The organism is Pelomonas sp. Root1237 (assembly GCF_001425055.1).
GTDB lineage: Bacteria > Pseudomonadota > Gammaproteobacteria > Burkholderiales > Burkholderiaceae_C > Pelomonas.
This window is the reverse complement of the sequence record NZ_LMDK01000004.1, coordinates 58,263-80,377: the sequence shown is the minus strand read 5'-3', so window position 1 is coordinate 80,377 and position 22,115 is coordinate 58,263. Positions and strand designations below refer to the sequence as shown.

Annotated in this window: 19 protein-coding genes; 6 read left to right on the top strand and 13 right to left on the bottom strand. The window is 68.5% G+C overall.

Annotated features, from left to right (window positions below; all coding sequences use genetic code 11):
- Nucleotides 1-17: 17 nt before the first annotated feature.
- Together ASC91_RS05825 and ASC91_RS05820 are read right to left on the bottom strand one after the other, a co-directional pair.
- Nucleotides 18-917 carry an alpha/beta fold hydrolase gene (locus ASC91_RS05825; RefSeq protein WP_056193650.1) on the bottom strand — a complete coding sequence of 300 codons (900 nt, stop codon included), beginning with the start codon at nt 915-917 and terminating at the stop codon, nt 18-20.
- A gap of 12 nt (nt 918-929) precedes the next feature.
- Nucleotides 930-1,664 carry an SDR family oxidoreductase gene (locus ASC91_RS05820; RefSeq protein ID WP_056193974.1) on the bottom strand — a complete coding sequence of 245 codons (735 nt, stop codon included), beginning with the start codon at nt 1,662-1,664 and terminating at the stop codon, nt 930-932.
- A gap of 118 nt (nt 1,665-1,782) precedes the next feature.
- Here ASC91_RS05820 and ASC91_RS05815 point away from each other — a divergent pair, with 118 nt between their 5' ends.
- A complete protein-coding gene (locus ASC91_RS05815) occupies nt 1,783-2,697 on the top strand; it encodes a LysR family transcriptional regulator (protein ID WP_056193648.1) in 915 nt (304 codons plus the stop codon).
- A gap of 9 nt (nt 2,698-2,706) precedes the next feature.
- Here ASC91_RS05815 and ASC91_RS05810 read toward each other — a convergent pair whose 3' ends face one another.
- Entirely contained in the window at nt 2,707-3,150 is a 444-nt protein-coding gene (locus tag ASC91_RS05810; protein ID WP_056193646.1) for a carboxymuconolactone decarboxylase family protein, read from the bottom strand.
- 96 nt (nt 3,151-3,246) lie between these two features.
- Here ASC91_RS05810 and ASC91_RS05805 point away from each other — a divergent pair, with 96 nt between their 5' ends.
- A complete protein-coding gene (locus tag ASC91_RS05805) occupies nt 3,247-4,671 on the top strand; it encodes a PLP-dependent aminotransferase family protein (RefSeq protein WP_056193643.1) in 1,425 nt (474 codons plus the stop codon).
- Here the strand turns inward: ASC91_RS05805 and ASC91_RS05800 are convergent.
- Together ASC91_RS05800 and ASC91_RS05795 are read right to left on the bottom strand one after the other, a co-directional pair.
- On the bottom strand, nt 4,668-6,050 hold the full coding sequence (locus tag ASC91_RS05800) for a sensor histidine kinase (protein WP_235531861.1): 1,383 nt from the start codon (nt 6,048-6,050) through the stop codon (nt 4,668-4,670). The two genes, ASC91_RS05805 and ASC91_RS05800, sit on opposite strands and share 4 nt — an antisense overlap.
- Nucleotides 6,047-6,706 carry a response regulator transcription factor gene (locus ASC91_RS05795; protein WP_056193638.1) on the bottom strand — a complete coding sequence of 220 codons (660 nt, stop codon included), beginning with the start codon at nt 6,704-6,706 and terminating at the stop codon, nt 6,047-6,049. Before ASC91_RS05795 ends, ASC91_RS05800 begins: the two co-directional genes overlap by 4 nt.
- A 78-nt stretch (nt 6,707-6,784) precedes the next feature.
- On the opposite strand from ASC91_RS05795, the gene ASC91_RS05790 reads away from it, so the two are divergent.
- Nucleotides 6,785-8,029 carry an ABC transporter substrate-binding protein gene (locus ASC91_RS05790; RefSeq protein WP_056193636.1) on the top strand — a complete coding sequence of 415 codons (1,245 nt, stop codon included), beginning with the start codon at nt 6,785-6,787 and terminating at the stop codon, nt 8,027-8,029.
- On the top strand, nt 8,026-9,087 hold the full coding sequence (locus ASC91_RS05785) for an ABC transporter ATP-binding protein (RefSeq protein WP_056193635.1): 1,062 nt from the start codon (nt 8,026-8,028) through the stop codon (nt 9,085-9,087). Before ASC91_RS05790 ends, ASC91_RS05785 begins: the two co-directional genes overlap by 4 nt.
- Nucleotides 9,088-9,091: 4 nt before the next feature.
- Here ASC91_RS05785 and ASC91_RS05780 read toward each other — a convergent pair whose 3' ends face one another.
- The 8 genes from ASC91_RS05780 to ASC91_RS05745 all read right to left on the bottom strand — a co-directional run bounded on the left by ASC91_RS05780 (nt 9,092) and on the right by ASC91_RS05745 (nt 18,158).
- Nucleotides 9,092-10,615, bottom strand: a complete 1,524-nt coding sequence (locus tag ASC91_RS05780) for a hypothetical protein (RefSeq protein WP_056193633.1) — start codon at nt 10,613-10,615, stop codon at nt 9,092-9,094.
- Between the two features lie 61 nt (nt 10,616-10,676).
- Nucleotides 10,677-11,435, bottom strand: coding sequence for an ABC transporter substrate-binding protein (locus ASC91_RS05775; protein ID WP_082532464.1), 759 nt, complete (start codon nt 11,433-11,435; stop codon nt 10,677-10,679).
- Nucleotides 11,436-11,578: 143 nt separating this feature from the next.
- Complete coding sequence (locus ASC91_RS05770) at nt 11,579-12,139, bottom strand: hypothetical protein (protein WP_056193627.1); 561 nt, start codon at nt 12,137-12,139, stop codon at nt 11,579-11,581.
- A 2-nt stretch (nt 12,140-12,141) separates the two neighbouring features.
- The gene (locus ASC91_RS05765) at nt 12,142-13,047 is read right to left on the bottom strand and encodes a family 16 glycosylhydrolase (RefSeq protein WP_082532463.1); all 906 of its coding nucleotides are present in this window, start codon (nt 13,045-13,047) and stop codon (nt 12,142-12,144) included.
- Nucleotides 13,048-13,168: 121 nt separating this feature from the next.
- On the bottom strand, nt 13,169-14,512 hold the full coding sequence (locus ASC91_RS05760) for a GH1 family beta-glucosidase (protein ID WP_056193621.1): 1,344 nt from the start codon (nt 14,510-14,512) through the stop codon (nt 13,169-13,171).
- 9 nt (nt 14,513-14,521) lie between these two features.
- The gene (locus tag ASC91_RS05755; protein WP_056193618.1) at nt 14,522-15,340 is read right to left on the bottom strand and encodes a carbohydrate ABC transporter permease; all 819 of its coding nucleotides are present in this window, start codon (nt 15,338-15,340) and stop codon (nt 14,522-14,524) included.
- Nucleotides 15,337-16,227, bottom strand: coding sequence for a carbohydrate ABC transporter permease (locus ASC91_RS05750; protein ID WP_056193615.1), 891 nt, complete (start codon nt 16,225-16,227; stop codon nt 15,337-15,339). The genes ASC91_RS05755 and ASC91_RS05750 overlap by 4 nt, the downstream gene beginning before the upstream one ends.
- A 662-nt stretch (nt 16,228-16,889) precedes the next feature.
- Nucleotides 16,890-18,158, bottom strand: coding sequence for an ABC transporter substrate-binding protein (locus ASC91_RS05745; RefSeq protein WP_056193612.1), 1,269 nt, complete (start codon nt 18,156-18,158; stop codon nt 16,890-16,892).
- Nucleotides 18,159-18,472: 314 nt separating this feature from the next.
- Between ASC91_RS05745 and ASC91_RS05740 the strand changes: the two genes are divergently transcribed.
- Together ASC91_RS05740 and ASC91_RS28745 are read left to right on the top strand one after the other, a co-directional pair.
- On the top strand, nt 18,473-20,215 hold the full coding sequence (locus ASC91_RS05740) for a glycosyl hydrolase family 18 protein (RefSeq protein WP_056193609.1): 1,743 nt from the start codon (nt 18,473-18,475) through the stop codon (nt 20,213-20,215).
- Between the two features lie 77 nt (nt 20,216-20,292).
- On the top strand, nt 20,293-21,885 hold the full coding sequence (locus tag ASC91_RS28745; RefSeq protein ID WP_082532462.1) for a chitinase: 1,593 nt from the start codon (nt 20,293-20,295) through the stop codon (nt 21,883-21,885).
- Nucleotides 21,886-22,115: the final 230 nt, after the last annotated feature.

Sequence of the window (22,115 nt, the reverse complement as noted above, 5' to 3'; positions counted from 1 at the left end):
AACCCGCACCGCCAAGGTCAGCGGCGGTTCAGGAAGTCCACCAGCTTGGGTATGACTTGCGCCGGCGCTTCTTCCATCAGCCAGTGGCCCGAGCCCTTGATGACGACGCCTTCGACCTTGTCATCCACCAGCTTGGCCTGCTCGATCAGGAAGGTGCCTGACGCCTTCTCGCCCGTCAGCACCAGCATGGGCTGCTGCAGCTTGACCTTGGCGAAGCCGGCAAAGTCCGCCGCGTCCTGCTCAAAGGCCTTGAAGTAGCCGAAGCCGGCCTTCATGCCGCCCGGTTGAGCATAGGCCGCCGTGTAGAACTGCCGGTCGGCCTCGGACAGCGAGCGCGTCTTGTCGGCCGCGAAGTCATTCCAGAAGTGCTCGAAATAGATGCGCTCCCGGCCGGCCACCAGTTGCAGCGCGGTCTCGCCGTGGAAGTGGAAATGCCACAGGTCGCGCAGCAGCCAGACGTTCTTCCAGTCGCCCACACCGGGCAGGAAGGCGTCCATCAGCACGATGCTTTCCACCTCGTCCGGGTATTGGGCCGCGTAGGCATAGGCCACCATCAGGCCGATGTCGTGGCCGACGATCTTGACCTTGCGGTGGCCCAGGCCCTTGACGAGGGCGTGCACGTCCTGGGCCAGCGTCTTCTTGTCATAGACGCCATCGGGCTTGGCCGAGCCGCCGGCGCCGCGCAGGTCGGGTGCGATGACGACGCGGCGGTCGGCCAGCTTGTCGATAAGCGGCCGCCACATATGGCTGGTCTCGGTGTAGCCGTGCAGCAGCACGACCGGCGTTTCCGCACCCGCTCCAGCTTGGAGGTAGTGCAGCTGCAGGCTATTGGCGGTGGCACTGCGGTCTTCGATGGTGGCAGCCTGCACGCCAGCGGCGAGCAGCACGGCAGCGATTGCGGAGATGAAGCGCTTCATGATGTGTGCTCCTTAAAGTTGGCTCATGCCGCCGTCGACGATGATTTCCGTGCCGACGATGAAGGCGGACTCAGGCGCGGCCAGGTGCAGCACCGTGGACGCAATCTCCTGCGGTGTGCCGAAGCGACCCAGTGGCACCTGGCTCTGGATCTGCGCGGCGACCTGCGTCAGCGTGTCGGCGTCGAAGCCCAGCTTGCCGTACAGCGGCGTGGTCACCGGGCCCGGGCTGATGACGTTGACGCGCGCGCCCTGCGGCAGCAACTCGGCCGACAGCGTCTTGGCCATCGAGATCAGCGCGGCCTTGCTGGCGGCGTAGATGGCCGAGTTGGGCATGCCGATATGGGCATTGATGGAGCCGTTCAGCACGATGGACGCGCCGCGGGCCAGCACCGGGCGCAGTGCCTGGATCAGGAAGAAGGCGCCCTTGGCATTGATGTTGAACGTGCGGTCCCACAGGTCTTCGCTGGCATCGGCCAGGGATGCGAACTCGGCGATGCCGGCGTTGACGAACACGGCATCCAGCTGACGGCCGGCGGCGGCGAGGTGGGCACCCAGCGCGCGGGCGCCGAGCACGTCAGACGCATCCAGCGCCACCAGCTCGAAGCCTTCGGCCTCGTGCTGCTTGCCTGGGCGGGCGGTGACGATGACGTGGGCGCCTTCGGCCTTGAAGGCGCGGGCGGCGGCCAGGCCGATGCCGGAGGTGCCGCCGGTGACGAGGACGGTCTTGTTGGTGAAGCGTGAAGACATGATGGTTTCCTTTGGGTCTGCGGTTAGCGGCTTGTTTGCCGTGGACTCGATACTCGGATTCAGCGTCCCTTTTGACGCACGGCCGTGTTGGCCGACTCGTGCAAGGCTTTCGAACATCATGCTCAGCGACGACGAGATCCAGTTGATGGAGGCCATCGGGGCCAGCGGCAGCCTGACGCGCGCCGCGGCCAGCCTGGGCAAGGCGCCGTCGACCGTGTCGTACACGCTGCGCCAGATCGAGACCCGCTTCGACGCCCTGCTCTTCGACCGTCGCCGCTACCGGCTGCAGCTCACGCCCGCCGGCGCCCTGCTGGTGCGCGAGGCCACGCGGCTGCGCGACGACATGCAGCGCCTGACGCGGCGCGTCACGCAGGTGGCCAAGGGTTGGGAGGACCGGCTGTGGATCGTCACCGACGAGCTGATCGCCTTCGAGAGCCTGATGCCGGTCATCCAGGACTTTGATGCGCTGGCTTCGGGCGTGAGCCTGCGCATCACGCACGAGGTGCTGGGGGGCACCTGGGAGGCGCTGGCCGAGGGCCGAGCCGACCTCGTCATCGGCGCGACGAACGAGCCGCCCACGCAGGCCGGTGTGCAGTGGCGTGAGCTGGGCGTGCTGAGCTGGGTCTACGCGGTGTCACCCCGCCACCCGCTTGCCAAGGTCAAGGGGCCGCTGACGGCCGAGCAGATGCAGGCCCACCGCGCCGTCGTCGTGGCCGACAGCTCACGCCGTGGCGATGGCCGAGCCTATGGCCACGGCGCCGGCCAGGCCACGCTGGCCGTGCCGAGCATGACGGCCAAGATTGCGGCCCAGCGCGCCGGGCTGGGCGTGGGCTGGCTGCCGGAGGTGCGCGTGGCCTCGCTGCTCAAGCGTGGCGAGCTGGTGGCCAAGCAGGCCAGCGTGCCGCGCGAGCCCAACACGCTTTACCTGGGCTGGCGCGCCGGGGACGGCCGGGCGCTAGCCTGGTGGCTGGAAAAGCTCGGCGAGCCGCGGCTGTGCGCGCGGCTCGTCAATGGCGTTGACGGCTACGCCTGATCAGGCCGCTCAGGCGGGCAATGCCTTGCGGAAGCCGATGGCGAAGCGGTTCCAGGCATTGATGGTCGTGATCGCCAGCGTCAGGTTGACCATCTCGGCCTCGTTGAACTCGGCCGTGGCGGCGGCGTAGTCGGCGTCGCTGGCGTGGCCCTGGGTGATCAGCGTGATCGCCTCGGTCCAGGCCAGGGCGGCGCGCTCGCGCGGCGTGAACAGCGTCGTCTCGCGCCAGGCCGGCAGCACGTGCAGGCGGCGCTCGCTCTCACCGGCCTCGCGGGCATCGCGGCTGTGCATGTCCAGGCAGAAGGCGCAGCCATTGATCTGCGAGGTGCGCATCTTCACCAGCTCGATGAGGCTGGGCTCCAGGCCCAGCTTGGCGATGCTGCCTTCCAGCGTCAGCATGGCCTTGAGGGCGGCGGGGGAGGCGGTGTAGAAGTCAATGCGGGGGGTGGTCATGAGATGCTCCAGCGGGTGGGGTTGGGGTGAACGAATGTTGAATCCCGGGCGCCGCGCCAAGCAGTCCAATCCCGACCAAATCGAGCAGGCCACCGGATGGTTCTCCACATCGTCATCGACCGCGACCAGCCGCTGGGCGAGCAGTTGCTGCGCCAGCTGCGCGGCCTGATCCGCAGCGGCCGGCTGGCCACCGGTGCCCAGCTGCCACCCACACGGCTGCTGGCCGAGCAACTGGGCCTGGCGCGTCAGACCGTGGCCGAGGCCTATGAGCGGCTGACGCTGGAGCAGCTCATCGAGGCGCGGCGCGGGCGCGGCAGCTTTGTGCGCGCGCTACCGGCGGCCGAGGCCGAACGGCCCGTGGCAACCACCGCGCGCCTCGCCAGCGCCGAACGCATCGCCGCCTTCCAGGCCCTGCCGGTGCCGCTGCTGCGCTTTGCCGACAACCCGCTGGCGCGCTGGGATTTCATCGGCGGCTCGCCCGAGCCCGCCCTCTTCCCGCACGAGGACTGGCGCCGCCACCTGCACGCGGCCCAGCGCCAGCTCGGCCAGGGCGGCGCGCATGCCCCGCCGGCCGGGCTGGCCGCGCTGCGCGAATCGATTGCCGAACACCTAGCCTATGCCCGCGGCGTGCGCTGCTCGGCGGCGGACGTCATCGTCACCCAGGGCGCGCAACAGGCCTTCGACCTGCTCATCCGCGTGCTGGTCGGGCCCGGCGATGTGGCGGCCATCGAGTCGCCCGGCTACCCGCCCATCACCGGGCTGCTGCAGGCCCAGGGCGCGCGCATCGCCTCTGTGCCCGTGGACGAGCAAGGGCTGGTGACCGACTTGCTGCCGCTAGAGGCCAAGCTCATCTACACGACGCCGGCCCATCAGTTCCCGCTCGGTGTGGCGATGAGCATGGAACGACGGCGTGCGCTGCTGGCCTGGGCGGCGCGCACGGGCGCCGTCGTCATCGAGGACGACTACGACAGCGAGTTCCGCTTCGAGGGCCAACCGCGCGACAGCCTGCAGGGGCTGGACACGGACGGCCGTGTGGCCTTTGTCGGCAGCTTCTCCAAGACGCTGGCGCCGTCGCTGCGGCTGGGCTATGTCATCGCGCCGCCGGCCTTGCGCGACGCGCTGCTGCACGCCAAGCACCTGGCCGACGTGCACGGCCCCAGCCTGCTGCAGAACGTGCTAGCCCGCTTCATGGCCGAAGGCAACTACCGCAAGCATCTGCGCCGCTGCGTGGCCGAGTATGCGCAGCGGCGCGAGCGGCTGATGGCGGGCTTTGCCGGGCCGCTGGCGCCATGGCTGACGCTGCTGCCCGCGGAGGCTGGCTTCCACCAGGCGGCGCTGTTCAAGCCGGGCGTTGCCATCGACGCACCGCAGCTCGCGGCGCTGGCCCGGCGCGTGGACGTGGGGCTGTATCCGCTGCAGGCGTTTGCGGCCGGGCGGGACGGCTTGCTGATGGGCTTTGGGCGCGTCACGCCCGATGGCATAGCCGAGGCACTGGGCCGCGTCGCCGAGCTGCTGGCCTAAGCCGCCGGCAGTGTCAGACGCGCGATGCAGCCCGTGGGTGCCGCCGGCAGCAACTCGGCGCTGCCGCCGTGGCGCTCTGCAATCTCACGGGCTATGGCCAGTCCCAGGCCGCAGCCCTCGCCATGGGCCGAGCCGCGCACGAAACGCTCGAAGGCGCGCCCGCGCAGCTCGGGCGTGAGGCCGGGGCCGTTGTCCTCGACGTCCAGCCACACGTCGTCACCCGCGCGGCGCAGCTTGACGGTGATGGCCGCGCCACGGCCGGCATAGCGCACCGCGTTGTCAATCAGGTTGACCAGGGCCTCGCGCAGCAGCAGCTCAACGCCCTGCACGCTCAGGCCCGCGTTGACGATGTCCACACCCAGGTCGCAGCCGGCGGCCAGAGCACGCGGCACCCATTCGGCCGTGACCTCGTGTACCAGGCGGTCGCAGTCCACCGCCGCCCAGCCCTGGGTCGCCACGGCCTCGGGCTCGGCGCGGGCCAGCACCAGCAGCTGTGACACCAGCCGCGCGCCACGCACGGCGCTCTCGTGCACGCGCTCCAGTCGCTGGTGCAGGGCCGGATCGCTGTTGGCCTCCAGCGCCAACTCGGTCTGGCTCTTCAGCCCCGCCAGCGGCGTGCGCAGTTGGTGGGCGGCATCGCTGATGAAGCGGCGCTGCGTGGCCAGGCTCTGCTGCACCTGGCCGAGCAGCTCGTTGACGGCGCCGGCCAGCGCGCTGACCTCGGGCGGCGCGGCGCGCAGCTGCACCGGGTCGAGCGCGTCGGCGCGCCGGCCTTCCACCTGCTGCTGCAGCTCGGCCAGCGGCTTCAGGCCCTTGCGGATGCCGGCCCAGACCACCATGCTCATCAATGCGATCAGCAGGGACAGCGGCAGGGCCGTGTCCAGCAGCATGCGCTGCGCCAGCAGCTCGCGCGGCGCGCTGGAGCGGGCGATCTGCACGCGCAGCGTCGAATCCGCCGTGCCGGCCGCGCCCAGATGCAGGTCCAGCGACACGACGCGCATGCGCTCAGGCACGGTGGCGTCGAAGAACACCGGCTCGTTCAGCGCTGGCGATCCTGGTGGCGGCGGCAGGCGTGCGTCGCCCAGCAGCAGCTGGCCCGGCGGCGAACTGACCATGTACATGACGCGGTCGTCGGGGTCGGCAGCGAGGATGTCCTGGGCCGAGCGCGGCAGGTCGACAAAGAGGCCACTGGCCGTGGGCCGGATCTGGCGCGCCAGCGCCCGGGCGGCCTGCAAGAGGCTGCTGTCGACCAGCTCGTCGGCATGCCTGCTGGCCAGGCGATAGGCGCCGAAAGCCGCCACCAGCCACAGCACGATCTGCGGCAGCAGCAGCCACAACAGCAGTTGCCGGTGCAGCGAGCGGCCGGCCGGTGAGTTCACGATGACGCGGTGGCTTCGAGCAGATAACCCAGGCCGCGCACCGTGCGCACGGCCAGGCCCGAGCCTTCAAGCTTCTTGCGCAGGCGGTGGATGTAAACCTCGATGGAGCCGCCTTCATCGGCGCCCCAGGCCTCGACGATCTGCGCCTTGGTGACGACGCGGTCGCGCTCGGTCAGCAGCAGGTCCAGCAGCGACCATTCGCGCGGGCTCAGCTCCAGCGGCTCGCCGCCGACGCTGGCGCGGCGCGCGGCGCGGTCCAGGCTCAGGCGGCGCAGCTGCTGGGTCTGCGAGGCCGGGCGGCCACGGCGCAGCAGCGCGTGCAGGCGCGCCTCCAGCTCGGGGAAGTCGAAGGGCTTGGTCAGGTAGTCGTCGGCACCGGCCTGCAGGCCGGCGACGCGGTGCTCCAGCGCGTCCAGCGCCGTCAGCACGAGGATGGGCAGGGTGCGGCCGGCCTCGCGAACGCGCTTGAGCACGGTCAGGCCGTCCACCATGGGCAGGCCGAGGTCGAGGATGGCGATGTCGAAGTCCTGCTTGCGCAACAGGTACTCGGCCACGGCGCCGTTCTCGGCCCATTCAACCTTGAATGAGGCGTTAAGCAACTGCTGCTGCAACGCGTCAGCCAGCAGGGCGTCGTCTTCGGCGAGCAGCAGGTTCATGGTTGGCAGACTTTAATGGCGTCGGCGCTAGTGGTTAATACGATATTAAGTTTATTAACTCTCGGTAATGATGCCGTGATGCTCCGCGCCTGCGTCCTTCTTGTCACGTCCCTGTTTGCCGCCGTGGCCCAGGCCGGGACGCCGACGGACGTCGTCCATTGGTGGATCTCGTCCGGCGAGACGGCCGCCAAGCAGGCCTTGGCCGAGGCCTACCGCGCGGCCGGCGGCCAGTGGCGCGAGCTGGCGGTGACGGCGTCGGAGCAGGCGCGCGCGGTCGTGCAGGAGCGCGTCGCCGCCGGCAACCCGCCGATGGCGGCGCAGTTCAACCCGTCCCTCGCCCTCGTGCGGCTGGCGCGCGAAGGCCGGTTGCAAGCCATCGACGACGTGGCCGCCCAGGGCCGCTGGGCCGAGGTGCTGCCTGCCGTGCTGCTGGACGCCGTGAAGGTGGACGGTCATGTCTACGCCGCCCCCGTCAGCATCCACATGCCGGTGTGGCTGTGGAGCTCCAAGGCGGCGCTGGCCAAAGCCGGCGTGAAGGCCGAGCCGCGCAGCATGGACGAGCTCTTCGCCACGCTGGACAAGCTGCAAGCCGCCGGGCTGATCCCGCTGGCCCACGGCGGGCAGTCCTGGCAGGACCTCAACCTCTTCATCGCGCTGCTGGCCAACCAGGGCGGACGCGACCTGTATCTGGCCGTGCTGCGTGACCGCGATGCCGCGGCCGTGCAGGGCGAGGCGCTGCGCCAGGTGCTGCTGAGCTACAAGAAGCTGCGCCGTTATGTGGACCCGGCCTCGCCCGGGCGCAGCTGGGCTGACACGACGGCCCTGCTCGTCAGCGGCCGCGCGGGGCTGCAGTTCATGGGCGACTGGGCCAAGGGCGAATTCGCCCAGGCCGGCCAGCAACCGGGCCGCGACTATGGCTGCACGCCGGGCTTAAGCCCGCGCTCGACCTACATCGTCAGCGGCGACGTGCTGGTCTTTCCCAAGGACAAGAACGGCAGCGCCCGGCCAGCCCAGGCCCTGCTGGCCCGCGTCGCCACTGCGCCCGCCACCCAACTCGCCTTCAGCGCCCGCAAGGGCTCGGTACCGGTGCGCACCGACCTCGACACCCGCACGCTGGACGTCTGCGCCCAGGCCGGCGCTGCGGCGCTGCGCGATGCCGGCCGGCTGGTCGGCAACACGGAATTGCTGCTCGCACCGGCGCAGCTGACGGCGCTCGAACGCGCGGTCAGCGACTATTGGAACCGCGACATCCCCGTGCAGACGGTGCAACAGACCCTCGCCAGGGTCTTGCAGAACACAGACGACAACAGGAGACAACCTTGACCCGCGTTCACATCCAGGACCTCAGCATCCGCTTCGGCAACCATGAAGTCATCAAGGGGCTGGACCTTGACGTCAACAGCGGCGAGTTCCTCGTGCTGCTGGGGCCCTCGGGCTGCGGCAAGTCGACGCTGCTGCACACCATCGCGGGGCTGAACCAGGTCAGCGGCGGCAGCATCCAGATCGGCGAGCAGGACATGACCCGCGCCGAGCCCAGCCAGCGCGGCGTCGGCATGGTGTTCCAGAGCTATGCGCTGTACCCGACGATGACCGTGAAGGAGAACCTCGCCTTCCCGCTGAAGATGGCCAAGACACCCAAGGCCGAGCTGGAAAAGCGCGTGGCCGCCGCGGCCGACATGCTGCAGCTGACACCGCTGCTGGAGCGCCGGCCCGGCCAGCTCTCCGGCGGCCAGCGCCAGCGCGTGGCCATCGGCCGCGCGGTGGTGCGCGAGGCCAAGGTGCTGCTGCTGGACGAGCCGCTGTCCAACCTCGACGCCAAGCTGCGCACCGACCTGCGCCGCGAGCTCAAGCTGCTGCACAGCCGCTTGGGCAACACGATGATCTATGTGACCCACGACCAGGTCGAGGCGATGACGCTGGCCACGCGCATCGTCGTCATGCACCAGGGCGTCATCCAGCAGATCGGCACACCGGCCGAGGTCTACGAGAAGCCCAAGAACCTGCGCGTGGCGGGCTTCGTGGGCTCGCCGGCCATCAACCGCGTCGAGGGCCAGGTCGGCGAAGGCGGCGTGTTCGCGTCCCCCGCCTTCAGCGTGCCGCTGGCCGCCGTGCTCGCGGCGCGCCCGCAAGGCGAGGTGCTGACGCTGGCCATCCGGCCGGAGAACGTTCGCGTCGGCGCCGGCGAGTCCTTCGAGGCCGAGGTCCAGCTTGTCGAGCCGTTGGGCAACCAGCATGTCGTCTGGCTGAGCTGTGCCGGCTCGACCATCTCCGCCGTGTTGCCGGGTCAACCGGAAGTGCAGGAAGGCGCCAAGGTGCGCTTTGGCTTCGATGCGGGCAAGACGATGTGGTTCGACGCGGCCGGAGACCGCATCGAAGTGTGAGTACTCAACGCGTCGGGATCGAGAACCGGTAGTCCAGCCCCAGCGCCAGGTTGTCGGCCTTGAACCGGCCGCCGCCGGCGCTGCGCGCCTCGATGCGGCCGACGCTGAAGTTCATGGCCAGCCGCTCATCCAGCAGCCAGCGCACACCCGCATTGGCCTTGACCGCCTTGCCGTGCACATTGGCGCCGGCCAGCAATTGGCCATAGGCCTGCAGGCGCTCCCCCGACCCTGCAAGCGTCTGCACCCCAAGGCCGCCCAGGATCTCGGCATAGCCCGGATAGCCCAGGTAGGCGTTGTAGGCCGCCGAAGCCTGCAGCGGCAGGTACCAGCGCTGCCCGGCGGGAATGTCGAGCTGCAGGCCCAGCATCTGCAGTGAGGGCCCGTCGGTCCCGCGGTAGCTCAGGTGCAGGTCCGTCTGGTGCAGCACCGACAGGCGCAGGCCCTGCCAACGGGCCGGGCCGGGTGCCTCGGCGCTGCGGCCGGAACGCAAGTGGTGCGTCAGGCTCAGGCCCCAGGTCTGGTTGCGCGAGCTGCCTTTGGGTGCCGTCATGTATCCGACAGAGAGCGCCAGACCCAGGTCGCGCGTCAGCGAATACTCGGCAGCCAGCTTGGGATAGACCAGCAGGCCGGAGCTGGTGTCGATCACGTCCGATGAATAACCGCCCGAGCCCAGGCCCAGCTGCCCGTACAGCGTGATGTCGGGTGCGACGCGCCAGCGCTGGCCCACCCCGCCCAACAACTGGTTGTACAGGGGCAGGCCGCTGTAGCCCATGCCCAGGGCGGCGAACCAGTAGCTGTCGGCGGCGAAGAAATGCGCGTACTGCAGGTCGGCCAGCCGCACCGTGTTCCTGTTCGACCCCTGGGGCGACCGCTGCCGGTAGTTGTCCAGGGACAGCGTCAACATGTTCTCGCCCATCTCCGCGCCAGCACGGTGGTCGTCCACGGCCGGCAAGGGCTGGCCGTGGCCGGAGAACGGCCCCGTGAGGTAGCTGAAGGGCACCTCCAGCAGCAGGCTGGCCTGGGTACCGTCGATGATGGCCTGGCGGAACTTCAGGCGCGAGACCGTGGCGCCCAGCGTGAACTCGCCGAAGTCATAGCCGAGGCCCGCATAGCCCTTGGCAAAGCCGCCGCTGCCCGACAGCAGCTTGCTGTGCTCGACGCTGCGCCCGCCGCCGCCGCCGCCGGCCGACAGGCCCGCCATCGCGAATACCGGCCCGGCCAACGGGCGCCTGAAGTGCAGGCCCAGGTCCGCGGCCACGAAGCCGCCATAGGCACCCCTGACAAGCGGCGCATAGAAGCCGCCACCCACATAGACGCCGTCGAGCAGCTTGCGGTAGGCGTGAAAGCCCAGCAGGTCGATGGACTGGTCGCCCGGCACCTTGACGGTCTGGTATTCGAGGGTCAGCAGGGCCTCGTTGCGGCGCAGCCCGGTGGACTCGGGCAGTTGGGCAGCGGCGCCTCCTGCGCACAGGCACAGGGTTAGGCAGAGCTTCGGGATGGGGCGGAGGTGGAACGGCGTGCAGGGCATGCGGTGGATCGGCGTCTGGACCGGTCGCAGTGTCGCCGCGGACGACGGTGCGAGCGCGGCGTCAGGGCAAGGCGCGTCTTTCGTACTCCTCGGCGATCCTTTTCGCCGCGCGTGAGCGAATCTGTTCCAGCTCGCCGCTGGCCGCCATGCCGCGCAGGGTTTCCTCGATCCGCGGCAGCAACTCCGCATGCCGCACATGCAGGAAGTGGTAGAGCGGGATGTGCTGCAGCGGCGGATCGAGCGGGTGCACTTCGCCTTGCAGCCCCAGCTGTTGAAGGATGAGCATGCCGCTCAGGCGGTCGTTGACGGCCACGTCGATGCGCTCCGCGGCGACCATGCGCATGAGGGCTTCCATCGAAGGCACTGCCGTCACGCGGGCCATGCCCTGGGTTCCCGCCTCGGAGGAGCCCACGCCGCGCACGATGCCGACCTGGTAGGCCGCAATGGAGGGCCAGCCCTGGATCTTGAAATCCAGTTTCTTCACGAAGGCGGCCGGCTCGATGTAGTTGATCGAGGGCCGGACTGCAAGCAACGTCGGGTACTGCACCTCGACGTTCAGGATGCGCTGGACCTCGCCATCAAGACGCCCCTCGCTGGACTCGAGCAGCGAGCGCAGGGCCGGCACGGCGACGAACTGCAGGTCGATGCCCAGCCGCGCATAGGCGACTTTGAGGATTTCGCTGCCTATGCGCTGATCGGGTACGCCATCCAGCCTGGCCAGCCGCAGCGTGGACGGCAGCGCGCCCGCGGCGCCGGCATCCAACGCCATCGCAGCCAGGACGGTGCAAAGCATGCGCAGCGGCAGGCGGATGGCGACCACGGTTCCTCCTGGGGCGGCTGTTTCGCCGTGGCCGCCTGCGCAATGCGGCGGACGACCGGCACGATCGAAAAGCCGCCGCCATGCTACGCATCTTTGCAGCGCCCTGGCGCAAGAAACAGTTCGTCAGCGCCCAGGCGGCCGCTTCACTGCGACGGTGCCGAGGCCGCCTGCTCGGGCAGGGGCACCGCCCAGGCAAACCCTTCGACGCCCCGAGCGAAGGCGTCGGACAGCTCCTTGTAGGGGCTCTCCGGCGGCGCCTTCAACAGCACGATGAGGCGGTAGCCCCCCTTCACGGCCACATAGCTGACGGCCCGCAGGCCGTTGGGCAGCTTGCCCTCGTAGCGTCCGCCTTCCACGCCGCCCACCAGCACCGGCTTGGCGGCATCGCGGGTCAGCTTCTTGTCGAAGGGGTTGCCGATCTTGACCGCGCCGTCCAGCGGGTCGTAGGGCTTGGCCGGATCGGGCTCGGCATAGTTCCACAAGACGATGAAGACGGCCCTGGGATCGTCGGTGCGCGAATAGACCGCCAGCCCCGTGGGCTTGCCGGCCTTGTCGGGCTTCTCCTCGCGATTGACCACTGACACGCCCTCGGGAGCGTTGAAGCTGCCGAAGGAGGTTTTCACTTCGACGGCATGGGCGACAGCCGTAGCGCAGAGCAGGCCGCCGGTCAGGGTCAGGGTCAGGACGCAAAGCAGACGACGCATGGTCAGTTCTCCTTGTAGATCCTGACCCAGTCCACCTTCATTTGTGCCGGCAGCGGCGTCGTGGCGTCCGGCGCGCCAGGCCAGTCGCCGCCGACGGCAAGGTTGAGGATGACGAAGAAGGGCTTCTCGAACACCCAGGTGCCGCCAGCGGGCAGCAGCGCGGGCGTGAGGCGGTGATAGTCGACGCCGTCGACCTGCCAGACGATCTCGTTGGGCCGCTTGATGATCGTGTAGGTGTGGAAGTCATCCGCGACCGGCTTGCCGAAGTCGTAGGGCTTGCCAATGCCCTGGGCGCCCGAGTAGCCGGGGCCATGCAGAGTGCCGTAGGTGGTGTTTGGCGTCTTGCCGATGAATTCCATGATGTCGATCTCGCCGGACTTCGGCCAGCCGGCCGTCGCGAGGTCGGTGCCCAGCGCCCAGAAGGCCGGCCAAATGCCTTGGCCGGACGGCAGCTTCATGCGCGCCTCGACCTTGCCGTAGGTGAAGCCGACCTTGCCATTGGTGTGGATGCGCGCCGACGTGTAGTCACAGGGCTTGGCGTTCCAGCAGGGGCCGGCGTTGCTGGCCTTCTCGGCCGTGATGACGAGCATGCCGCTGCCGTCCATCTGCGCGTTGCGGGCGTTGGACGTGTAGTACTGAAACTCGTGGTTGCCCCAGCCACTGTTCTCGGCGTTGCCGATGTCGTAGTTCCAGTTGGCGGCCTTGGGCACGGTGCCGGCGGCAGCGTCGAACTCGTCGCTCCAGACCAGGGTCCAGCTGTTGGATGGCGCGGGGGCCGGTGCGGGAGCGGGCGCGGCGGCCGGCGCAGCGGTGGCCGAACCGCCACCGCCGCCGCAGGCTGTCAGCACGAAGGCGATGGCCGGCAGCACATGGCGCCAGGGGCTGGGAGTGGGAGTGATTTGCTTCATTTTTGTCTCCGTAGTTGTCGTGTCAGGCGTCGTGCCTTCCCAAGGGGCGCCGCGGAACTGGCTTTGCCAGGCCGCTGGCGACGCCTCCTTGAGGGGCCGGCGCAGCCGGTAGGGGGTGGGCCTATCCCCGCCAATCGCGCAGGAAGTCGCGGTACCACTCGGCGCTGGCCTTGGGCGTGCGGGCTTGCGTCTCGTAGTCGACGTGCACGATACCGAAGCGCTTCAGGTAACCGCTGGCCCATTCGAAGTTGTCCATCAGGCTCCAGACCATGTAGCCGGCCATGGGCACCCCCTGCCGCATGGCGCTGGCTACCGCCGCGATGTGATCGCGCAGGTAGGCAATGCGGTCGTCGTCCTGCACGCGGCCGCCCACCAGGGTCTCGTCCTTGAAGGCACCGCCGTTCTCGGTCACGTAGACGGGCGGCAGGCCGGGGTAGTCGCGGTGCAGCAGCACGAGCAGGTCGGTCAGGCCGTCGGCATAGATCTCCCAGCCCATGTCCGACACCGGCAGGCCGCGCTCCTCGGGCTTCCAGTCCGCGCCGCTCGCCGACACGACGGTACGGGTGTAGTAGTTGACGCCGAGGTAGTCCATCGGCTGGGCGATTGCGGCCATGTCGCCGGCATGCACGACAGGCGCGTCCGCACCCAGCTCGGCCATCACTTCCTCGGGATAGCTGCCCTTGAACAGCGGGTCGGCATACCAGCGGCGGCTGCGGGCGTCGGCCATGGCCGCGGCGGCGATGTCCTCGGGCATGGCGGTGGCCGGCACGGTGGACGACAGGTTGAGCACGATGCCGAGCTGGCTCCTGGCGCCGTCGGCCCGCAGCGCCTGCAAGGCCAGGCCGTGGCTGAGCAGCAGGTGGTGGCAGACCTGGATGGCTGTTCTGCGGCTCTTGATGCCGGGCGCGAAGTTGCCCTGCTCATTGCCCAGCACGGCGACGACCCAGGGCTCGTTGTGCGTGGTGATGCCGTCGACGCGGTCGCCGATGCGGGCCTGCACATGGCGGGCGTAGTCGACGAAGCGGTGCACCGTATCGCGGTCGTTCCAGCCGCCGCGGTCCTGCAGGCCCTGCGGCAGGTCCCAATGGTTCAGCGTCGCGAAGGCCTGGATGCCGCGCGCCTTGAGGCCATCGACCAGGCGCTCGTAGAAGTCCAGGCCCTTGGGGCTGAAGTCGCCGTAGCCCTTGGCCTGCACGCGCGGCCAGGCGATGGAGAAGCGGTAGCAGTTGACGCCCAGCGACGCGATCAGGTCGAGGTCGTCGTCGAGGCGATTGAAGTGGTCGCATGCCACTTCGCCATTGCTGCCGTCGGCAATCGCGCCGGGCTGCCTGCAGAAGCGGTCCCAGATGGACTCGCCCTTGCCGTCGGCGTGGGCGGCGCCCTCGATCTGGAAGCTGCTGGTGGCGACGCCCCACACAAAGTTGGGCGGAAATTGCTGGTACAGAGGGCGGTGCAGAGGATTCATGGACTGTTCTTATTTGACGGCGCCAGCCGTGAGACCGGCGATGAGCTGGCGCGACGAGATGACGAAGAGGACGAGCAGGGGCAACGTCGCGATGGCCGAGCCGGCCATCAGGGCGCCCCATTCGGTGCTCGTGGTGCTGAAAAGGCTGCGCAGGGCCAGCGGCAGCGTGTAGTTCTCGGCGGTGCGCATGACGATCAGCGGGTTCATGAAGTTGTTCCATGAACTGATGAAGGTGATGAGGCCGAGCGTGCCCAGCGCCGGCTTCATCAGCGGCAACGCGATGCGCCAGTAGATGCCAAGCTCGCTGCAGCCATCGATGCGCGCGGCGTTGATCAGCTCATGCGGCACCGTGCTGGCCGCGAACTGGCGCATCAGGAAGATGCCGAAGGCGCTCGCCGCGCCGGGCAGGTAGAGCGCGCGGTGGGTGTCGATCCAGCCCAGCGTGTCCATGACCATGAAGGTCGGGATCATGTTCATGAAGGCCGGCACCATCATGGTTCCCATGACGAGGGCGAACAGAGCCTTCTTGAAACGGAACTCCAGCATCGCGAAGGCATAGCCGGCCATCGAGCAGAACAGCAGGGTCAGCGCCGTGGACATGAGGCCGACGTAGAGGCTCCAGCCGACGTTCTTCCAGAACGGCAGCCGTGTGGTGAGCACGCCGATGTTGTTGAGCAGTTCGGTGCTGAAGAACAGCGGCGGCGGCACGTTGAAGATGTCGGTGCGCGACTGGGTCGCGAACACGAACATGAAATAGAACGGCGCCAGCATGATCAGCGCACCAGCGCCGACAACCGCGTAGGCCGCGTACTTCGGAACCCTCTTCATGCCTGCACCCGCCTGTCCGCAAAGGCCTTGTTGGTCAGCCAGGTCAGCCCGGCGATGACGCCGAACATGATCCAGGCCAGCGCACTGGCGCCGCCGAAGTCGCTGAAGTCGAAGGCCTCGCGGTAGAGGTACATGGCCACCGTCATGGCCTGCTGGTCGGCACCGCCCTTGCCATTGGTCAGGATGAAGGGCTCCTCGAACAGCTGCAGCCCGCCGATCAGGGACAGGGTGACGCCGAACAGGATCATGGGCTTGAGGCTGGGCAGCGTGATGCGCCAGAACTGCTGCCAGGCGTTGGCGCCGTCGAGCTTGGCGGCCTGGTAGAGGTCGTGCGGGATGGTCTGCAGCGCGGCCAGATACAGCACCAGGTTGAAGCCGACATAGCGCCAGAACACGACGAGGGCGATGGCCGGCTTGATGGCCTCGGGGGAGCGCATCCAGTTGATGTTCTCCATGCCGAACAGCGCATGCAGGGCCTGGTTGATCAGCCCGTAGTCGTTCGAGAACAGCGAACCGAACAGCATCGCGATGGCGACCGTGGATGTGATGTAGGGCAGAAAGTAGGCACCCGAGAACAGGCCGCGCCAACGCCCGAAGGCCTGGTGCAGGAAGACGGCCAGCGGCAACGCCACAAGATGCTGCGGCGCGCCGGAGGCGAAGGCCAGCCACAACGTGTTGCGCAGCGCCTTCCAGAACCAGCCGTCGGTCAACGCGAAGATGAAGTTGTCGAGGCCGACAAACTTCATCGAGTCGATGCCGCTGGTCGGCTCCCAGGACTGGAAGGCCAGCCAGGCCGAGAACAGCAGCGGGAACAGGCCGAACACGGCGAACAGGATCAGGAAGGGGCTGACCAGGAGGTAGGGCGTCCAGGAGGCAGGGATGCGCATGAGGTCAGCGCTCCGCGAGCTGTCGGAGGTTGATGCCGATGGCCATGCCGGGACGTCGCCCCGGCGGGCGACCTTCTTTCTGAGCGACCAGAAAGAAGGCAAAGAGTCGCCCCCGAACCGCCCGGCCCTTAGCTTCGCAGCGGGCTGCCCTGCGTGCCTTGCCGCTTGCAAGCGGCAAGTCCTTCGTCAGGCGTCGCACAGCACGCAGGTGCTGTGCTCGGTCCTGCCTCAGTGCGTCGGACTTCAAGCCCGCGCGCCGAACTCGCGCCGCTACGCTCTGCTCAAACAAGCGTCGCGAGTCAGTTCTTGAGGTTCGCTGCGCGAACGGGCTTGAAGTCCTGCGCTCCTCGGCGGCCTCAAAGGGGGTGTGATTGAACAGCCCAGTGGCAGCCCGATTTCGGGTTTGGCTGTTGTGGCTGTTCGGGGCCTCCCCTTCTAAACCGCCGAGAAGCGCAGGAGCCCGAGGCGCGAGCGCAGCTCGCATCAACTTCTGACTTCGCGCCCCTTTGTTTGAACGCGAGCATCGCAGGGGACCCCGACAGGGGCGGTTTCGCAGGGGAGAGCTTTTTGCCTACTTTTTGGCGGCGCAAAAAGTAGGTCGGCCGCCGGGACGAAATCCCGGCTGGGCTTGGCCAAAACACCCCGGTTCGAACGAGCAACCATCACCGATTCGCCCTGTGCACCAACAGCGCCTGAGCATCCTCCAATGCCTGGTGGATGGGCTTGCCGTACTCGAGCACGTTGTCGAGCTCGGCGTTGATGACCTCGTCGGCGAACTTGTGCTGCTTGTGCATCTTGACGACGGGGATGCGCCGCGCGGCGTCGCGCCACAGCAGGCGTGCGTGCTGGCCGCCCAGGAAGGGTACCGGCTGGTCGAAGAAGGCGTCCTGCTGCGCATCCAGCAGGGCCGGGAAGGCGTCTTGCGACTTGAAGGCCTCGAGCTGGCGCTGGCGGTCCAGCGTCAGCTCCTGGATCAGTTGCCAGGCGAGCTGCTTGCGCTCGGGCGCCGAGCGGCGCGGGATGGCGTAGTAGGTGCCGCCGTAGGAGCAGTAGGTGTTCTCGGGCAGTTGCGCGATGCGCCATTTGCCGGCCGTCTGCGGTGCCACCCAGTTGGCCATCTGGCCGGCCATCCAGCCGCCCGACAGCTCGGTGGCCAGGCGGCCGCGCTTGAGCATCTCGGCCCAATCGTTGAACCAGACCTCGACGCGCGCGTCCAGCTTCTGCCGGCGCACCTTCTGCGCCAGCTCGAAGGCTCGCACGAAGCGCGGCGACGTGATCTGCGCGCGGCCCTGGTTGTCGAAGAACTGGCCCTCGCCCGGCGGCGTGCCGCCGCGCACGATGATGTCCTTGAGCAGGCGCACGTCGCCGATCAGGTAGGCGCCGGTCTTGGCCTTGAGCTGCATGCCGGCGTCGACGTAGGCCTCCCAGGACTGCGTCAGGTCGGCTTCCTTCAGGCCGGCCTGGGCCAGCAGGTCGGCGCGATAGAACAGCGAGCCGGGGCCGATGTCGGTGGGCAGGGCGACGATGGCGCCCTCGCGGTTGCGCGCCGTCTCAATGGCGAAGGACACGAAGCGGTCCTTGAAGCGCTCGGCGCCAAAGGCCGGCGCCGACAAATCCTCCAGCCCCGTGCCCAGCGAGAAGCGACCGAGGTAGCTCGTCTCCAGCGCGATGACGTCGGGCAAGTGGCCGGAGGTCGATAGCGCTGTCGTCATCGCCGTGTGGTGGTCGTCGTACTGGCGGCTGATGACCTCGGTGCGGATCTCGGGGTGACGCTGGTTCCAGCCCTTGAGCACATCCTTGGCGATGACGTCGACCAGTGGGAATGCGGCCACGGTCAGTGGCGACTGCTCCTTGGCGTGGCTCAGGCCGGCAGCGCCGCCAAGGGCGGCCGCGAGCAGGTGGCGACGGGGGAAGGAATGGGAGTCGGACATGGTTTGAAAGCGCTTTCAAGATTGTGCTTCTAGCGGGTGCGACGCCCCAGCAGCACAAACCCTAGGGCAACTTCAGACGAAGGCGCCCAACCCGCGACAGCAACGTTTTGTCACCCGAACCCCGGGTTTCCACCGGTGACGCCGAAATCACTGGTGGCAAAGTGGTATTTAAGAGGTGGTAGCAGTCGCAAACTGGATGCATACCAGTTAGAACCAGCTCCAAAGAGCCTGCACGGAGAGGCAGGCCAGCCGCCGGAGAGCCCCGTTGGGACTCTCCTTTTCAACGAGACCTTGGCACAACAGGAACGTCTCTCATGAAGCAGCCCTCTACCGGCATCCCGATGCAGCAACTGCGTCGCCTTGCCGCCATCACCGCCACCGCCTTCGCACTCGGCGCCAGCGCCACCAGCGCCCTGGCCCAGACCTATCCCGCCTGGGCGCCCGACGTCTACTACACGGCCGGCACCGTCGTGACCTATCAGGGCCACAACTACCGCGCCCTCGTCAACCAGACCGACTATTCATCCACCGGCTGGAACCCGACCAACGCCTCGCTGTGGACGGACCTCGGCCCCGCCTCCGGCCCGGCGCCGTCGCCTGCGCCCACGCCCGCCCCGACCCCTGCGCCGACGCCCGCTCCCACGCCGGCCCCGTCACCCGCCCCCAGCCCCGCGCCGGCACCCACCGGCACCTGCGCGCCTGTGTGGTCCAGCACCACGGCCTACAACGGTGGCGCCATCGCCAGCAAGGGCACGACCAACTACAAGGCCAACTGGTGGACCCAGGGCAACGACCCCGCCACCAACAACGGCCCGGTCGGCAGCGGCCAGCCCTGGACCTCGCAAGGCGCGTGCACGACCGGCCCCGCGCCCAGCCCGAGCCCGTCGCCGAGTCCCTCGCCCAGCCCGGCCCCCTCGCCTGCCCCGGCGCCCGGCCTGAGCGACCCGAACGCCAAGTCCGCCACCCAGAACGGCCGCGCCTACACCGTCTACTACCCGAGCTGGAGCGACAACTGGTTCGATGCCACTGGCATGACGATGAACCAGGTTTTCGCGGCCAGTAACTTCGCGCGCATTCCGGCCAGCTACACCCACGTGGTGGCGGCCTTTGCCCAGCCCAACTTCTCGTGGGGCGGCATGGCGACCAACAACTGGTCGGGCACCGGCATCAACTTCAACGGCCGGCCGTCGGACATCAAAGCCGCCATCGACGTGCTGCACGCCCGCAACATCAAGGTCATCCTGGCCGTGGGTGGCGCCACCTACAACAGCTGGGGCACCTTGTCGGCTGAAGGCCATGCGGGCAGCGGCCCGACCATCACGGCCCTGTCCAACCTGATGAAGGACGTCGGCTTCGACGGGCTGGACGTCGACTACGAGGTCGACGGCATCACGACGGACGCTTACGCCGGCGCCGTGAAGGCCATGCGCAAGGCCGTGGATTTGGCCGGCGGCGGGCGCATCCTGACGGTGGCCGCCTGGTCGTCCGGCTCGGACTGCACCGCTTCCACAGGCAGCGACCCGCAGTGCAACGGCGTGGGCACCAGCTATTGGGGCGGCAAGGCCGGCGGCGAGCGCCTGCTCGTCAACGCCTACCCGGCGCTGAAGACGGCGTTCAACATCGTCAACATCATGACGTACGACGCGCGCTTCGAGCACTTCGACGGCGTGACCGCCTGGAAGCAGTACCGCCAGCTCTTCCCGGCCAGCACCATCGTGTCCATCGGCTTCGAGACGTCGCCGGAAGGCTGGAGCGGCGCGAATCTGGTGGTGAACAACGCCGACGCGCAGTGCACGGGCTCCGTCATCCTGCAGAACAGCTATGGCGTCAACATCAACCAGGCCTATTCGGTGGAGCGCTATCTGAACGCGGTGACGACCAGCACGCTGGCCAACAAGAACCCGCGTGACGGCGCCATGCTGTGGCAGGCGCTGAAGACGGCAAGCGGCAGCTGCGGCAGCGCGCCGCTGGCCTCGCCCGGCTCCATCGGCAAGAAGGCCGCCGGCCTGCTCAACCTCGTCGACGACCCGGCGCTGCAGAACGCGCCCTGGAAGTAAGCAGCTCCGCTGAGCTGAATCGCCGCCGCACCGGTCTGCCGGGCGGCGGCCTTTTCCATCCCCTTCGGAGACTTTCCATGATCTCGCGCCCACCTTTGCCGCGCGCGGCCACGCCCTGGCTGCTCGCTGGTGCCCTGCTGCTGAGCAACCCCGCCTTTGCCCAGACCTACCCGGCCTGGCATGCCGACGTCTACTACACGGCCGGCACGGTCGTGACCTACAACGGCCGCATCTACAAGGCCACCGTCAACCAGACCGATTACGCCTCCACCGGCTGGAACCCGACCAACACCTCGCTGTGGACGGACATCGGCCCGGCGTCGGGCCCGGCCCCTGCGCCCACACCGGCGCCAACGCCCGCGCCCACCCCAGCCCCAACACCTGCGCCGACACCGGCTCCCACGCCGGCTCCCGCCCCCACGCCGGCCGGTACCTGGAGCGCCAGCACCGCCTATTCGGCCGGCGCCGTCGTGTCCTATCAGGGCGTGAACTACAAGGCCAACTGGTGGACCCAGGGCGACAACCCATCCACGCACAACGGCCCGGCCGGCTCCGGCCAGCCCTGGACCATCGTCAGCGGCACACCGGCGCCCTCACCTGCGCCAACACCCGCACCGGCCCCGGCGCCTACTCCCGCTCCAACACCGGCTCCCACGCCTGCGCCGACCCCAGCGCCCACACCGGCACCTTCGCCCACGCCCGCACCGCCACCCGGCAAGCACCAGCTCATCGGCTACTGGCACAACTTCACCAACCCGTCGGGGGCCACCTTCCCGATCAGCGATGTGCCGGCGGCCTATGACGTCATCGTCGTGGCCTTTGCCGATGACGGCGGCAACGGCAGCATCACCTTCAACCTCGACTCGGGCTCCGGCGGCGAAGCGCGCTTCATCGCCGACATCGCCGCAGCGCGCGCCAAGGGCAAGAAGGTCGTGCTGTCCTTCGGCGGCCAGAACGGCACGGTCACGCTGACCAACGCCACCCAAGTGACCAACTTCGTCAACAGTGTCGAGGCCATCCTGCGCAAATACGGCTTTGACGGCATCGACATCGACCTGGAAAGTGGCGCCGGCGTCACGTCGGGCGCGCCGGTCATCACCAACCTCGTCACCGCCGTAAAGCAGCTGAAGGCCCGCATCGGCAGCAGCTTCTATCTGTCGATGGCACCGGAGCACCCGTATGTGCAGGGCGGCTATGTCGCCAACAGCGGCATCTGGGGCGCCTACCTGCCCATCATCGACGGCCTGCGCGACGAACTCTCGGTGCTGCATGTCCAGTACTACAACAACGGCGCCGTCTACACGCCCTATGCGACGCAGGGACTCGCCGAGGGCAGCACCGACATGCTGGTGGCCGCCAGCCGCATGCTGATCGAGGGCTTCACGACCAACAACGGCAGCGGGCCGTATGTCTTCCGCGGCATCCCGCCCGACCAGGTCGCCTTCGGCCTGCCGTCGGGCCCGTCGTCGGCCAACAGTGGCCAGGCCAGCCTCGCCACCATCACGGCGGCGCTGAACTGCCTGACGCGGCTGACCCAGTGCGGCGCCATCAAGCCGCCGGTGGCCTACCCGACCTTGAAGGGCGTCATGACCTGGTCCATCAACTGGGACAAGAAGGATGGGCAGTCCTTCTCCAACGGCGTGCGCAACGCGCTGAACGCTCTGCCCTGACGTTCCGAACCCGGCGTTCGCGGGCCGAGCGCCGGGCCGCTCCCTAGCCGGCCCGCCTTAGGCGATGTGCTTGCGGCTCGATGCCGCAAGCATCGCCGTCCCCTCGGGGGACCGGCCAAGGTATTTCCTTGGACGAGGGGCTTCGGGTCTCCCCGTCCCTGAGTTCAGGCACACGCCAGGTGTTGCCGCCCAGGCATCCGTCCGCTTACGCTTGAAAGCGCTTTCAAGTT

What these genes read in the sequence shown, in the direction of transcription:
- ASC91_RS05825 (WP_056193650.1), bottom strand. Translation starts at nt 917, where the DNA reads ATGAAGCGCTTCATCTCCGCAATCGCTGCCGTGCTGCTCGCCGCTGGC.
- ASC91_RS05820 (WP_056193974.1), bottom strand. Translation starts at nt 1,664, where the DNA reads ATGTCTTCACGCTTCACCAACAAGACCGTCCTCGTCACCGGCGGCACC.
- ASC91_RS05815 (WP_056193648.1), top strand. Translation starts at nt 1,783, where the DNA reads ATGCTCAGCGACGACGAGATCCAGTTGATGGAGGCCATCGGGGCCAGC.
- ASC91_RS05810 (WP_056193646.1), bottom strand. Translation starts at nt 3,150, where the DNA reads ATGACCACCCCCCGCATTGACTTCTACACCGCCTCCCCCGCCGCCCTC.
- ASC91_RS05805 (WP_056193643.1), top strand. Translation starts at nt 3,247, where the DNA reads ATGGTTCTCCACATCGTCATCGACCGCGACCAGCCGCTGGGCGAGCAG.
- ASC91_RS05795 (WP_056193638.1), bottom strand. Translation starts at nt 6,706, where the DNA reads ATGAACCTGCTGCTCGCCGAAGACGACGCCCTGCTGGCTGACGCGTTG.
- ASC91_RS05790 (WP_056193636.1), top strand. Translation starts at nt 6,785, where the DNA reads ATGCTCCGCGCCTGCGTCCTTCTTGTCACGTCCCTGTTTGCCGCCGTG.
- ASC91_RS05780 (WP_056193633.1), bottom strand. Translation starts at nt 10,615, where the DNA reads ATGCCCTGCACGCCGTTCCACCTCCGCCCCATCCCGAAGCTCTGCCTA.
- ASC91_RS05770 (WP_056193627.1), bottom strand. Translation starts at nt 12,139, where the DNA reads ATGCGTCGTCTGCTTTGCGTCCTGACCCTGACCCTGACCGGCGGCCTG.
- ASC91_RS05765 (WP_082532463.1), bottom strand. Translation starts at nt 13,047, where the DNA reads ATGAAGCAAATCACTCCCACTCCCAGCCCCTGGCGCCATGTGCTGCCG.
- ASC91_RS05760 (WP_056193621.1), bottom strand. Translation starts at nt 14,512, where the DNA reads ATGAATCCTCTGCACCGCCCTCTGTACCAGCAATTTCCGCCCAACTTT.
- ASC91_RS05755 (WP_056193618.1), bottom strand. Translation starts at nt 15,340, where the DNA reads ATGAAGAGGGTTCCGAAGTACGCGGCCTACGCGGTTGTCGGCGCTGGT.
- ASC91_RS05750 (WP_056193615.1), bottom strand. Translation starts at nt 16,227, where the DNA reads ATGCGCATCCCTGCCTCCTGGACGCCCTACCTCCTGGTCAGCCCCTTC.
- ASC91_RS05745 (WP_056193612.1), bottom strand. Translation starts at nt 18,158, where the DNA reads ATGTCCGACTCCCATTCCTTCCCCCGTCGCCACCTGCTCGCGGCCGCC.
- ASC91_RS05740 (WP_056193609.1), top strand. Translation starts at nt 18,473, where the DNA reads ATGAAGCAGCCCTCTACCGGCATCCCGATGCAGCAACTGCGTCGCCTT.
- ASC91_RS28745 (WP_082532462.1), top strand. Translation starts at nt 20,293, where the DNA reads ATGATCTCGCGCCCACCTTTGCCGCGCGCGGCCACGCCCTGGCTGCTC.